At 39.1% G+C, this 14059-nt stretch carries 17 protein-coding genes; all 17 read left to right on the plus strand.

Annotation, left to right across the window (positions count from 1 at the left end; translation table 11 throughout):
* Nucleotides 1–14 precede the first annotated feature (14 nt).
* The gene (locus PMI05_RS23170) at nt 15–593 is read left to right on the plus strand and encodes a DUF6470 family protein (protein ID WP_007727108.1); all 579 of its coding nucleotides are present in this window, start codon (nt 15–17) and stop codon (nt 591–593) included.
* A 13-nt stretch (nt 594–606) separates the two neighbouring features.
* Nucleotides 607–1011, plus strand: a complete 405-nt coding sequence (locus tag PMI05_RS23175) for a flagellar assembly protein FliW (RefSeq protein WP_007727111.1) — start codon at nt 607–609, stop codon at nt 1009–1011.
* A 22-nt stretch (nt 1012–1033) separates the two neighbouring features.
* Complete coding sequence (csrA, locus tag PMI05_RS23180; protein ID WP_007727114.1) at nt 1034–1309, plus strand: carbon storage regulator CsrA; 276 nt, start codon at nt 1034–1036, stop codon at nt 1307–1309.
* On the plus strand, nt 1306–2004 hold the full coding sequence (locus PMI05_RS23185) for a class I SAM-dependent methyltransferase (RefSeq protein ID WP_007727116.1): 699 nt from the start codon (nt 1306–1308) through the stop codon (nt 2002–2004). Before csrA ends, PMI05_RS23185 begins: the two co-directional genes overlap by 4 nt.
* 219 nt (nt 2005–2223) lie before the next feature.
* Nucleotides 2224–3048 (plus strand): flagellin, encoded by an 825-nt coding sequence (locus PMI05_RS23190; RefSeq protein ID WP_007727118.1) that lies wholly within the window; start codon nt 2224–2226, stop codon nt 3046–3048.
* Between the two features lie 134 nt (nt 3049–3182).
* Nucleotides 3183–3764 carry a hypothetical protein gene (locus PMI05_RS23195; RefSeq protein ID WP_007727121.1) on the plus strand — a complete coding sequence of 194 codons (582 nt, stop codon included), beginning with the start codon at nt 3183–3185 and terminating at the stop codon, nt 3762–3764.
* The gene (locus tag PMI05_RS23200; RefSeq protein WP_007727123.1) at nt 3751–5628 is read left to right on the plus strand and encodes a 6-hydroxymethylpterin diphosphokinase MptE-like protein; all 1878 of its coding nucleotides are present in this window, start codon (nt 3751–3753) and stop codon (nt 5626–5628) included. The genes PMI05_RS23195 and PMI05_RS23200 overlap by 14 nt, the downstream gene beginning before the upstream one ends.
* A 15-nt stretch (nt 5629–5643) precedes the next feature.
* Nucleotides 5644–6654 carry an NAD-dependent 4,6-dehydratase LegB gene (locus PMI05_RS23205; protein WP_007727126.1) on the plus strand — a complete coding sequence of 337 codons (1011 nt, stop codon included), beginning with the start codon at nt 5644–5646 and terminating at the stop codon, nt 6652–6654.
* On the plus strand, nt 6651–7823 hold the full coding sequence (locus PMI05_RS23210; protein ID WP_007727128.1) for a LegC family aminotransferase: 1173 nt from the start codon (nt 6651–6653) through the stop codon (nt 7821–7823). The genes PMI05_RS23205 and PMI05_RS23210 overlap by 4 nt, the downstream gene beginning before the upstream one ends.
* Before the next feature lie 16 nt (nt 7824–7839).
* Nucleotides 7840–8544 carry a TylF/MycF/NovP-related O-methyltransferase gene (locus PMI05_RS23215; RefSeq protein ID WP_007727130.1) on the plus strand — a complete coding sequence of 235 codons (705 nt, stop codon included), beginning with the start codon at nt 7840–7842 and terminating at the stop codon, nt 8542–8544.
* Nucleotides 8545–8575: 31 nt separating this feature from the next.
* Nucleotides 8576–9478 carry an ATP-grasp domain-containing protein gene (locus PMI05_RS23220; RefSeq protein ID WP_007727132.1) on the plus strand — a complete coding sequence of 301 codons (903 nt, stop codon included), beginning with the start codon at nt 8576–8578 and terminating at the stop codon, nt 9476–9478.
* Complete coding sequence (locus tag PMI05_RS23225) at nt 9450–10100, plus strand: HAD family hydrolase (protein WP_007727137.1); 651 nt, start codon at nt 9450–9452, stop codon at nt 10098–10100. The genes PMI05_RS23220 and PMI05_RS23225 overlap by 29 nt, the downstream gene beginning before the upstream one ends.
* 4 nt (nt 10101–10104) lie before the next feature.
* Complete coding sequence (gene neuC, locus PMI05_RS23230) at nt 10105–11265, plus strand: UDP-N-acetylglucosamine 2-epimerase (RefSeq protein ID WP_007727139.1); 1161 nt, start codon at nt 10105–10107, stop codon at nt 11263–11265.
* Nucleotides 11265–11936, plus strand: a complete 672-nt coding sequence (locus tag PMI05_RS23235) for a PIG-L deacetylase family protein (protein WP_007727141.1) — start codon at nt 11265–11267, stop codon at nt 11934–11936. Before neuC ends, PMI05_RS23235 begins: the two co-directional genes overlap by 1 nt.
* A 14-nt stretch (nt 11937–11950) precedes the next feature.
* On the plus strand, nt 11951–13033 hold the full coding sequence (gene neuB / locus PMI05_RS23240) for an N-acetylneuraminate synthase (RefSeq protein WP_007727142.1): 1083 nt from the start codon (nt 11951–11953) through the stop codon (nt 13031–13033).
* A complete protein-coding gene (locus PMI05_RS23245; protein ID WP_007727144.1) occupies nt 13030–13662 on the plus strand; it encodes an acetyltransferase in 633 nt (210 codons plus the stop codon). The genes neuB and PMI05_RS23245 overlap by 4 nt, the downstream gene beginning before the upstream one ends.
* Before the next feature lie 16 nt (nt 13663–13678).
* A partial coding sequence (locus PMI05_RS23250) for a CBS domain-containing protein (protein ID WP_157230954.1) occupies nt 13679–14059 on the plus strand: 381 nt, incomplete at its 3' end.

Genomic DNA, 14059 nt, shown 5'->3' on the forward strand with positions numbered 1-14059 from the left:
AGGGTGATGACGTGATGCGGATTCCACAGTTACGTATGGAAAGTGCTTTTGCCCAACTCGGCCTAAATGTCAGAAAACCTGTTCAAGAAATCAAGCAGCCCCAGGCGGAGATGAATCTGAGTCAGAAACCCGCGGAACTTACTATCGAACAGGCAAAGACCGAACTGATGATCGATTCAAGCCAAGCACGATCAAATATCGGGATTATGACCCCCATGCAGTTTAGCGACAGTAATGCTGCGTATGGGCGCGAAAAATGGTTGCAGGCGATCGCAGAAAAAAGTCAAGAGGGCGATCGAATGATGAGAATACACACGAGAGAGAATGCCATAGCTGAAATTGGTAGGGAGAAAGGCATGAGGGTGTTTGAAGGCGGATACAGACCGCCCTCAACATCCAATGATGAGGGCGTCGATATAAGTATCCAAGCAAGACCGGCTTCGATCAACGTTAAGCGAAACGGTATGAGTATTGATCCAGTAACAAGATCCCCAGAGCTTTCCTATACGCCCGGTAAGATAGAGCCGTATATGATACAATATAATAGTCTGAAGATTGATGTGTCAGGAAGTCAACTGGATCAAATGATGTAAGTGAGGGGAAAACATGAATAAGAGCCAACGAGTGGAATTGGGTAAGCTATTTTTTGAAGATGGCATTCCTGGGTTTTCTCATTTGCAATTTTTTCAGTTGATGCAGGAAGAGGAAAGTCCGTTTTTTTTGATACAGTCTACTGAAGAGGTGGAAATTGGCTTTTGGGTTGTCAATCCTTTTGCCTTTTTTAGTGATTACGAATTCGTTCTTCCAGATATATCGAAGGTAGCTCTTAGTTTACAGGAGGATACACCCAAAGCGGTTTTTACAATAGTTACTATTCGAGAGAGCCAGCAGGTATCAGTGAATCTTAAGGCGCCAATTGTCATCAATTTGTCTAACCGTATGGCCAAGCAAGTAATTTTGCAGGATGATAGATACTCTATTCATCAGCCGTTGTTTGTCGAGAGAACTTGACAAGAGAGTAGGGGGGATCCTCATGCTGGTACTATCCAGAAAAAAAAATGAGTCTATTATTGTAAGTCATGACATAGAGATTAAAGTTATTTCGATTGAAGGAGAAACCGTTCGTTTAGGCATTGAGGCTCCCCGTGATGTAGAAATCTATAGAAAAGAATTATACATGACTATACAAGAAGAGAATCGGTTAGCGTCCGAAAGTGCTATAACATGGGCTTCCATGAAAGCTATATTGATGGATCAGCAGAGTAAACGAGATGAATTACAGAGTAAGAAAGAGGATGATGAGAAGTGAGCTTTTACAAACAAGAGTGGGAGACTTCATACAAAAACAAAGATAACTTTGTTTATTATCCTCATGAAGAAATTATTAGATTCACTTCCAAATATATTCGGAAACGGACAGGGCAGTTTGAGTTTATTGATAGATATCCGCACTTGGAAAATCATAAATTATTAGATTTAGGGTGTGGTATTGGGAGACATGTTATTTATGCACATCAAATGGGATTAGATGCGTATGGCATTGATCTTTCTGAAACGGCTGTCCAATTAGCAATTGATTGGGCAAAAACGGAAGGGATCAACAGCCCTGAAAATAAAATAAAGCAGGGGTACACGCAGAATCTCCCGTGGGAAAATGATTATTTTCAATTTGCTGTTAGTCATGGAGTACTAGATAGCATGAACTTTTCTGTAGCACTTCAGTCTATGGAAGAGATTAGCAGAGTTTTGGTGAAGGATGGACTCTTTTATTGTGATCTGATTTCAGGAGACGACTCTAGCCACTCTCGGGAATACGATGGTGAAGTGGAAGTAGAAACTGCTCATGAAAAAGGGACGATTCAGTCCTATTTTAATTTTGGTAAAATTGAGAAGTTAATTGGAAGATCGTTTGAAATTCTTGAATGTGCCTTAATAAAAAGAGAAGATATTTTGACTGGAACTTTTCACTCTAGGTATCATATTGTTCTTCGAAATATCAAGTAAAAGGGCATCAAATATCGAAGAGAGTTTCAGTGAACATTGCATCAATATATATACTTAGAAAAAAAATTTAAAAAAACTTTCTAAACTAGTTAAAGATGCTTAAGATTTTACCGATATAAGATAATGTAGGGACAAAGTTACAAGCGCGCGATTGTAAATAGTCCTAATAATTCCTAGTCACATGGACGTGACGGGCAAAACTCAAGGAGGAAAATACTCATGATTATCAATCACAATATTTCCGCAATGAACACACACCGTCAACTGGGTGTAAACACAGGCAGCTTGGCGAAAAACGTTGAGAAACTGTCTTCCGGCTACCGTATCAACCGTGCTGCTGACGATGCTGCTGGTCTCTCCATCTCCGAGCGTATGCGTGCACAAATCCGTGGTATGGAACAAGCTTCCCGCAACTCTCAAGACGGTATTTCCCTCGTTCAAACTGCAGAGGGTGCATTGCAAACAGTGAATAACATTTTGGTTCGTGTTAAAGAACTGGCTACTCAATCTGCAAACGGAACTTATGACTCTGCTGCTGACCGTAACCGTCTGCAAGAAGAACTGTCTGAGTTGTCCAAAGAGGTTACAAATATTAAAGATAACACTAAATTCAACGGAATCAGCTTGTTGGATGGAAATGCTAACAAAGATATTGACCTGCAAATCGGTCAAGAAGCTTCCCAAGTTTTGACTTTGGATACTTCCAAATTCAACCTGACTAGTGTTGCAACTAAAGTTGGAGCTTGGAAAATCGATACACAAAGTGCTGCAAAAAGCGTGCTGAAAAGCATCGATGCTTTCATTAACAAAGTATCTGCAGCTCGTTCCTACTTGGGTGCTAACCAAAACCGTTTGGAAAACACAATCAACAACCTGAACATCACTGCTGAAAACCTGACTGCTGCTGAATCCCGTATCCGCGATGTAGATATGGCGAAAGAGCAAATGGCTTTCACGAAAAACAACATTCTTACTCAAGCTTCCCAAGCAATGCTTGCACAAGCAAACCAATTGCCACAAGGTGTACTGCAATTGCTCCGTTAATACACCTTTTCACAAAAAAAGCATGGGTTTCTATCCAGAAGCCCATGCTTTTTTATTTTTTCCATGTATATCATATAATTGAATGTTAAAAAGGAACCGATATACTAAAAAGAACAGTGAAAGGGATGAAGAACATGAAGATACTAGCACTGGGGCAAGAATACCATGTGGATAAAACCCAAGATAATGTTGTAGAATACATATTTTCTATTATTAAAGCTATTATGGCAGAAAAAAATGTGATCTTTTGCGGAATGCGAATAGATGGAAGAGAGATTCATTCAGACTTTGAAGAGGAAATAGAAGGGGATATTGAAAGTATTGAAATGATCGAACCCATTCTTTTGACAGAAGAACAGTTATCCAAAGATACTTTAATATCTATTCAGGAATACGTGACGCGATCACTTAGACACCTTCCGCAGTTGGCTGAAAGGTTTCATGCAGAGATGTTATCTACTGACACCTGGGAAGAGTTAGGGCACTTGGTGGAAGGGCTGCTCTGGATTCAGAATACAGTGCAATATTACCCAATGTATAATGATATCTTTACTTTTAGCAATGAATTAGAAACGATAAATACTGCGGTTAATCAACAAGATACATACATGATTGGTGATGTAGTTGAGTATGAAATCATCCCCCGTTATAAAATGATTGAAAAACAACTAGAGGATATTTGCATTCACGAGGTGGACGGCAATGGTACTAACTGATAACATTACCTCTTTAAAAAAACATTACCCTGACATTTGGGAGAAGCTCAGAGATCGCAATCCTCAATTAATGGATCATGTTAGACTTGAGGAAACTAAATCACAGGATCCAACGTTAGCTGTATGTTTAGAGTCTGGATGGAACTATATCCATAGTAAATATAACCCTATGCAGGAAGCAGAACGTTTTATTGAATCACTAGAGGACATCGGTGATCGGCATGTGTTATTTTTTGGAGTAGGGTTAGGGTATCATATCGATGAGTTTATCAAGAGAAAACCTAACAATTCTTTTTCCTTATACGAGCCTAATATGGCTGTCTTCCATCAATTAATGGGGCGTAAAAAAATAGATGACTGGTCTCCAACGAAAAAGCTGAAACACGTAATGGTCGAGGAAAAACCTGAGGATTGTAAGAAGAATCTGATGGAACTTACTAATTTTCTAGAAGATGAGTTATATTTGGTGATCCTCCCTAGTTACAAAAGAATTCTTCCTGAACAGACGGAACAGTTTATCAAAACGTTTCGGGATGTTGTATATGAGACAAGAGATCGCCTTCTTACGGGTAAGGTTTTCGCGAAAAGAATGGCGATTAACGGATTATTCAATTTACCGACCATAATAAAGACACCAAATATTCTAGAAGCCCATAAAGATCAATTCAAGGGGAAACCAGCCATAATAGTTGGAGCTGGACCTTCTTTGAATGATGAATTTGAAAACTTGCGTCACATCAAGGAAAACGGCTTAGGGTATATCTTTTCCGTTGGTTCTTCAATAAATCAGTTGTTGAACGCTGATATTTTGCCAGATGCAGCTTTTGCCTATGATGGAAGTGCTATGAACTCAAAAGTATTTCAAAAGGTTATCGAGGGGAAGATTGACAGCGTCCCTTTGATTTTCGGAAGTACGATGGGATTTGAAACTGTACAGAATTATAGCGGAGAAAAGGCAAATTTCTTGGTTCGTGATGATTATATTATGGATTTATTCTTGAAAAAAACAGACGACGAATCATTTCAGTACATCGACAGGTTTGGAAGTATTGCAACGTTGACATTGCAAATTCTTGACTACATGGGTTTCGCACCAATCATTTTTGTTGGCCAAAACCTTGCGTACCGTGGAGATCAGATTTATGCAAAAGGAATTGAGTACACAGGTACTGAATTGGGGCAAGAGCGTAGGGAATATGCAGTTGAAGTAAAAGATGTATATGGAAACACCACCTTAAGTGGACGCGGTCATGTGTCAATGCGTGAGGAGCTAGAAGAGCTTATTCAAAAAATATCTAGAACTGATATCATCAATACAACCAAAGGCGGTGCTCATATTGAAGGCACTGTTTTTCTTCCGATGGAGGAGTTAATTACTACACATCTAACTTCGCGTAATGTAGTGAATTCAAACTGGTTAAATTCGTTTGTAGAGAATGATACTGGTAATTATGATATTTTGCATTTTAAACAAGTGATCAAGGAGTTAATAGTTTCTCAAGATGAGCTAATCAAGATTATTCGCAGATTTGCTGAGTTACTTGAAGACATGAACAGTTTTATCACCACTAGAAATGATAAACAGTTAGAAGTATGCCTTAACAAATTCGATAAAATGTTTGATCGTCTGCAAGCGAACAAATTAAACCTACGCATTATTCAACCAATGAATCATCTTGAATTCCAGTTAATTTTAAAAATGTTTGATGAAATTCGTTCTAATCCAGATGCAAAATCAAAATCAAGAAGAGTCGTTGACCAATTCGGGAATTACCTGATTTCTTGTCGGACAGATACAGTACTCGTAAAGAGGTTGCTAGAAAAAATTCATGAAGAAGTTTCAGGGGAAGCCATTTTAGTATAAAAGAGGGGAAGCAGAATGGAGCTAAGAGGCAAGAAAATTCTCGTCACCGGAGCGGATGGCTTTATCGGTTCTCACCTAACTGAAGAGTTAATAAGACAAGGAAATGATGTAAAGGCTTTTGTCTATTATAACTCATTTAATTCATGGGGATGGCTGGATCATTCTCCAAAAGACATCCAAAGTAGTGTGGATGTTTTCTCAGGTGATATTCGTGATCCATATGGAGTAATGAATGCAATGAAAGGCTGCGATGTAGTTCTGCACTTAGCAGCTCTTATTGCCATCCCTTATTCATATCATTCGCCTGAAACCTATGTAGATACAAATATTAAAGGGACTTTAAATATTCTCCAAGCAGCTCGAATGTTAAACGTGGAAAGAGTAGTACATACTTCTACAAGTGAAGTATATGGTACTGCACGTTTCGTCCCCATTACAGAGGATCATCCGCTCCAAGGGCAATCTCCTTACTCAGCAAGTAAGATTGGCGCTGATCATATGGCACTCTCATTTTACAGCTCATTTGGTCTGCCGGTTTCTATTATTCGACCGTTTAACACATATGGACCTAGACAGTCTGCTCGTGCTGTTATTCCTTCCATCATTACACAAATTGCGAGTGGTCTTCGCACAATTCGACTAGGGTCTCTTCATCCGACTCGGGATTTTAATTATGTGAAAGATACGGTAAGAGGGTTCATGGCTGTCGCACAATCTAATAGTTCAATAGGTGAAGTAATTAACATTGGTAGTAACTATGAAGTATCCATTGGTGAAACAGTGGAAATTATTACAGAGCTAATGGGTCAACAAATTGATATTCAGACAGATGACCAAAGAATTCGTCCAGAGAAAAGTGAAGTTGAGCGATTGTGGGCAGATAACATCAAAGCAAGAGAATTAGTTGGTTGGGAACCGGCTTATCCCGGAATTGAGGGGCTGAAGCGCGGGCTTGCGGAAACAATAGATTGGTTTACTAATCCCTCGAACTTGACTCACTACAAGGCAGGTATCTACAACTTATGATGAAGACAAAAATAGTTGAATCGGTAGTATCCACCTTGAATGATATAGTTCCTAACGAAAAAGATTATATCGCCCTTCACGAACCTTGTTTTCAAGGAAAGGAATGGGAGTATGTAAAAGAGTGCATTGATACAGGTTGGGTCTCCTCGGTAGGAAAATACGTAGACCAGTTTGAACAAATGCTCCAAGAATATACCGGAGTAAAGCGAGCTGTGGCCGTTGTGAATGGCACGGCTGCTTTGCATATCTGCTTAAAATTAGTTGGGGTCGAGTCGGGTGATGAGGTTTTGATTCCTACCCTAACCTTTATCGCAACAGCGAATGCAGTGGCATACTGTGGTGCTATTCCTCATTTTGTGGACAGTTCTGAAAAAACATTGGGAATTGATCCTTATAAGCTAGAGAGTTATTTGGAAGAGATTGCAGTTGTAAGAGAGGGCATCTGTTATAACCGAGTTTCGGGGAGAAGAATCAAAGCAGTTGTTCCCATGCATACATTTGGACATCCCGTTGAATTAGATGAGCTTGTGAATGTGTGTGAACGTTTTCGGTTGGAACTAGTAGAAGATGCTGCTGAATCTTTGGGGTCATTTTACAAAGGAAGACATACGGGTAATTTGGGGAAAGTATCAGCACTTAGTTTTAATGGGAATAAAATCATTACTACCGGTGGTGGTGGTGCGATTTTGACTAATGATGAGTCTTTAGGGCGTCTAGCAAAGCATATTACCACTACTGCTAAGATACCCCATAAATGGGCCTTTGAGCATGATCAAATTGGTTATAATTATCGAATGCCAAATATTAATGCTGCCTTAGGATGTGCTCAATTAGAGCAACTACCAAATTTCCTAACCAAGAAAAGAAAAGTTGCTGAAATATATCAGAATGCCTTTAAACAAATCGAAGGGGTAACATTCTTCTGGGAGCAGGATTATGTTTCAAGTAACTTTTGGCTCAATGCGATACTACTTGATGATGAGTATGCAAGTGTTCGTGATAAGATTTTGGAGAAAACGAACACTCAAGGAATTATGACGAGACCAACCTGGACTTTACTACATAAGCTGGACATGTTTAAACAGTGTCCTAGTATGCCTATAGAGACTTCAATGATGATTGAGAGACGCTTAATTAACATTCCAAGCAGTGTTGAGTTGCTATCGTGAAATGGAGGAGCCACTAGTGTCGAGAACTTTTGAAAAGGGATACGGAACAACTGAAAAAAAACTAGATAATTTCGAGAAATATATTCGTCGACAAATTATGACCAGATTCTTAGCTAGATATGAACTATTTAAAATGCAATTAAATATAAAGGGAAATATTATAGAGTGCGGTGTTCATCATGGTGGTGGATTGATGGCGTGGGCAAAGTTATCTGCTGGTTTAGAACCGTATGCATTTGATCGAAGAATTATAGGGTTCGATACATTTAACGGTTTTCCTTCCATTCATGAGAATGACCAAGGAAGTGTAAGTAGCGAGAACGGCGAAATGCGTCTCGGAGGACTTGATACTGGTTATGATGTTTTTGAAGAGTTAACGGATGTTATCAACGAATTTGATCAGAATAGATTTCTAAACCAGTTTCAAAAAGTTGAGTTGGTAAGAGGCGATGCAACCGTTACAATTCCACAATATGTGAAAGATAATCCTCACCTACTAGTAAGCTTGTTATTTTTAGATTTTGATTTATATGAGCCTACTAAAGTAGCGTTGGAACAGTTGCTCTCACGTATGCCAAAGGGAGCAATTTTAGCTTTTGACGAAATTAACAACCCATGGTGGCCGGGAGAAACACAAGCTCTGCTAGAGTTGCTTGACTTACGAAAGTATCAAATCAATCGTTTCTCATTTGAACCCAATATTTCTTATATAGTTTTATAGTGAATAGATGATTGATAGGGTGGGACTTGTTATGTTAAAGATATTGACCGAAGCGTCTGGAAGTATGTCAGCTGCTTATCTCATTAAAGCAATCCAAGAAGCAGGTCACATTGCAGTTGCATCAGATATCGATTCTGATTGTGTTGGTCGCTATCTCACATCACAGTTTATTCAGATGCCCTCGAAGAATGCACCTGATCTCTGGGAACAAACAAGTGAATTACTCAATAAGCACGATATTAATATAGTCATCCCATCATTAGATGAAACATTAATTGGATGGGCTAAGAGACAGAATGAATTACTTGAAAAGGGAATTCATGTAATCCTATCCGATGAAGAAACGATAAAAACATTTCAGGATAAGTGGCTTACTTACCAGTTTTTTGTAAAAGCAGGTATTCCTACACCAAGCACTAGCCTCGATCAAGAATTCCCCTTGGTTAAACCGAGAAATGGAAGGGGTGCAGTTGGAGTACGAATAGAGAATACAGCTATTAACATGGAAGGGATGATTTCTCAGGAGCTTGTTGAAGGGACAGAGTATACGGTGGATGTTTTTTGCGATCGTAATTCCGATCCTGTCTACATTGTTCCACGCTTAAGAGAAGGGGTAACACAAGGGAAATCTACTTCAGGAATAGTAGCAAATCGCCCTGATATAGAAGAATGGGTACGGAAAATATGTCGAGCTATACCTTTTGTTGGACCAGTGAATATGCAGTGTTTCGTACAAGAGAACGGAGAAATAAAATTCATTGAAATTAATCCAAGAATTGCAGGCGGGATGGCGCTGGGCTTTGCCGCAACTGAGAATTGGATAAATGTGATAATCGATCACTTTATTGAAGGAAAGCCGATAAATACTAAACCTATAAAATATGGATTAATGATGAAGAGGTATTATGCTGAAGTCTTTGTTCCCAAGTGTTGATTGGGATATTGTAGAAATTGTAGGGTTTGATATGGATGGGACACTGTATGATGAATTCAATTTTATGATTCAAGTTTACAGACCTATAGCCAAAAGGATTGCACGATCAACTAAATCTACAGAACAAGAAATATATAATCAACTACTGCAGCGATGGATGGAAAAAGGTAGTTCATATAATAAAATCTTTGACGAAATACTAACACGGCACGATGTTGTAGAGAGTGAACGAGAAACAACTATTAATGAGTGTCTAAGGATTTTTAGAAAACATACTCCGATCCTTACATTATCTGATAGAGTTTCGTTTTTCTTGGATTATGTTCAGAATAAATATGGCTTGTTTTTAATTACAGATGGTGGAGTGCAATTGCAAAAAGCAAAATTTCATTCCTTAGGACTGTCTTCGTGGTTTGAGGAAGAAAATGTTGGATTTACAGGATTGTATGGAAGTGAGTACAGTAAACCTTCACCACTAATCACAAAAAAAATCAAGATTTTAGAAGGAATCACGAATTCAAAGCAGGTCGTCTTTTTTGGCGATAGGGAAGTAGATAGAAAGTTTGCAGAAGTACTCGGTTTTCAATTTGTACAAACATATTGCCTTCAAAAAGAGGGATAACCTTATGAATAAACGTAAAGTTTTAGGAGTTACCGGTATTCGATCGGAATATGACATTATGTCATCGGTATTTAGGGCGATAGATTCTCACCCCATGTTAGAATTAGAACTTATTGTAACAGGTGCACATTTAAGTGACGCATACGGCTTAACAGTAAATGAAATAAAACAGGATGGTTTTACAATTGCAGACGAAATTGAAAGTCTTTTAAACAGTGATCAGGCATCTTCACGAGTAAAAGGTTTAGCTATCCAACTTCAAGGGCTAGTTCAAGCTGTAAAAAGAGTAGAACCAGATTTTTTACTAGTCTTGGGAGATCGTGAAGAATCGATGACTACAGCTCTAGTTGGAGCGTATATGAATATTCCCGTAGCGCATATTGCTGGTGGTGATCGCGTAGTAGGTAACGTGGATGACCAGATTAGACATGCTGTTTCTAAACTTGCACATTTGCATTTTGTAACAAACCAAGACAGTGCTGACCGTTTACTCAAAATGGGTGAACAATCATTTCGAGTCTTTAATACTGGGAATCCAGGGTTGGATCGAATTAGAGAGGTCCCTCTTCTTTCAAGAGAAGAACTATCCAAAAGGCTTGGCTTTAAGATTGAGGACCAAGAACCACTTATCTTGTTAATTCAACATGTAATTTCTACAGAAATCGATGAGGCTTACTTTCAAATGAAGCAAACTTTGGAAGCCGTTAGAGAGCTAGGAATAAAGACTATTATAAGCTATCCAAACTCAGATGCAGGTAGCCAGCAACTAATTAATGCATTACAAGAATACAAAGATCTTTCTTTTATATACATGGCAAAAAATATACCGAGGTTAGAATTTATAAACATTATGAGAGAAGCCAATTGCTTATTGGGTAATTCAAGCTCAGGTATTTTAGAGGCACCATTGTTAAAATTACCAGTCATTAATGTCGGAAATAGACAAAAAGGTCGATTGCATGCTGAGAATGTTCAATTTGTTCCTCATGATGTCGAGGCAATCACGGGGGCTGTTAGGAAAGCAATTCATGATACTGATTACAAAAATTCTGTGAAGAATTGTGTTAATCCGTATGGCGATGGATTTTCTTCACAAAAGATAGCAAATATTTTAGCTGAAATAGAAATTGATGAAAAATTATTAGTAAAGGATATTACATACTGATGAGTAAAGACGTTCTGTTTATAGCTCCACATCCCGATGATGAGACTCTTGGCTGCGGCGGAACCATTTATCGTCACTTAGAACAGGGTGATCGAGTTCATTGGTTAATTGTTACAGGAATGAGTGTGGACGAAGGGTTTTCTCCTGACCGGATTGCTTCAAGAGCGAGAGAGATTGAAAGTGCTGCTAGACAATATTCGTTTACTTCTGTTCATAAGTTAGATCTTCCAACTACCAAACTCGATGAAATAGGTATGAGCAAAATAGTAGAGAAGATGAGCGCTGTGATGCTCTCTGTTCAGCCGCAGGTAATTTACGCTCCGTATCGTGGAGATGTCCACACGGATCACAAATTTGTTTTCGATGCAGTTATTTCTTGTACAAAATGGTTTCGATATTCTTTTGTGAAGAGAATACTAGCATATGAGACTCTGTCCGAAACTGAATTTGGCTTAAATCCCGATACAAATGGTTTTAGACCCAATGTTTATGTGGATATTTCGAAATATCTGGAGAGAAAACTAGAAGTTATGCGTATTTTCGAAAGTGAAGTAGGCTCTTTTCCGTTTCCAAGGAGTGAACAAACAATAAGATCTCTGGCTTACGTACGTGGTTCAACGGCAGGCGTGGAAGCTGCGGAAGCGTTTATGCTATTAAAAGAGGTCTTGTGAAAGGGGAGGTCTTTGTGAATAGTAATAGAACATACATTATCGCTGAAGCAGGAGTTAATCATAATGGTTCCATATCAATGGCAAAGGAACTAGTTTTTCGAGCTGCTGAAGCTGGAGCTGATGCAGTTAAGTTTCAGACATTTAAAGCAAAAAATATTATCACCAATCATGCCGAAAAAGCCGATTATCAAAAGAAGACAACAAATTCGCAAGAGACCCAACTGGAAATGGTACAAAAACTAGAATTGACTTTGGAGATGCATGAAGAGCTGTTGGGCTATTGTAAGGAATTAAATATAGAATTCTTGTCTACACCATTTGATCTAGACAGTGTAGATTTACTTACACAGCACATCAAGGTTGATAAGCTTAAAATGTCGTCTGGTGAAATTACGAATGCACCACTCTTACTAAAAGCAGCGCAATCTGGGCTGCCAGTTATTCTTTCCACGGGAATGTCTCTGCTTGGAGAGATAGAAGAAGCACTTGGTGTCTTGGCTTTTGGATACGTCCAGTCGGGCACGGCTCCTTCTTTTCAAGCATTCGAGGAGGCATATACAAGTATTGAGGGCCAGCAGGCTCTCCAAAATAAAGTAACACTATTGCATTGTACAACAGAATACCCTGCTCCTCTAACCGAAGTAAACTTAAAAGCGATGGACACTATGTTCGCGGCTTTTGGCCTTCCTGTGGGTTTTTCCGATCACACTGAGGGTATTTCCATTCCCATTGCTGCAGTTGCTCGGGGAGCAAAAGTCATTGAGAAACATTTTACTTTGGACAAAAATTTACCTGGGCCAGATCACAAGGCTTCCATCGAACCAGATGAGTTAAAGCAAATGATAGAATCGATTCGTCAAGTGGAGGAAGCATTAGGAACGAAAATTAAGAAGATGACGCAATCTGAACAAAAAAATAAACATATTGCCCGTAAGAGTTTAGTCGCAGCGTGCGGTATTCGTAAAGGGGAGACCTTTACCCCTAACAATTTAACTTCGAAACGCCCAGCGACAGGAATTTCTCCAATGTACTACTGGGATATAATTGGGAAGCAGGCCGATAGGGACTATCAGGCGGATGAAGTGATCCAATTATGAGAGGGATAATTGTTATTGGAGGTGGAGGACACGCTAAAGTTCTTATTGAGATATTGTTATCACAGGCTAGAGAAGTTATAGGTTATACAGATTTCATTGATCATGGGGACATTTATGGGGTTCCGTGTTTAGGAAATGATTCGGAGATTGAACATTATTTAACTGAAAATATTGTACTTGTAAACGGATTAGGATCAACAGGGGACAATACGAGACGAAAGCATTTGTATGATCTTTATAAAGAAAAAGGATACAAATTTACTAGTGTCATTCATCCAAGCGCTATTATTTCACCAAGTGTGGTAATTGATGAGGGCGTACAGATAATGGCTGGTGTTATTATACAAGCAGATTGTTATATCGGAAGTAATTCTATAATCAATACGCGGGCTTCTGTAGACCACGATAGTAAGATAGGGAAGCACGTTCATATAGCACCCGGGGTTATTTTGTCCGGAGGGGTAGAAGTTGAAGAAGGGACGCATTTGGGAACTGGTTCCGTAGTGATACAGGGTATCCTAGTAGGGAAAGAGAGCCTGGTTGGTGCTGGTGCTGTTGTAATTAAGAACATTCCAGACAGAGTAAAGGTGGCGGGAGTTCCTGCAAAGGTTATTACAACTAGCAGCTAGAAAGGTGTGAGGACTGTTGAACTGGAGAGACCTTTTGGTGTCGCCTCAAACTCCTATCATCAACACGTTAGAAATTATTGATAAAAACGCTAGGCAAATTGCTCTTGTAGTAGATAATAAGGATCGGTTGCTAGGTACTGTTACAGATGGTGATATTCGGAGAGGCCTTTTAAAAGGTAGAGATCTTCAAGAGGAAATCTCAACGGTTATGAACCCTTATCCTACTGTTGCATCACCTTATGATAATCGTGAAAACATACTGGCTCTAATGAGAATTAAGCAAATTCACCAGATTCCTATTGTGGATGAAGACGGTCGAATTATACATGTGGAAATTTTAGATGAGTTACTTCGCCCAAAGCAAAAGGATAATTGGGTCGTCCTCATGGCAGGTGGG

Source organism: Brevibacillus sp. BC25 (assembly GCF_000282075.1).
Taxonomy (GTDB): Bacteria; Bacillota; Bacilli; order Brevibacillales; family Brevibacillaceae; genus Brevibacillus.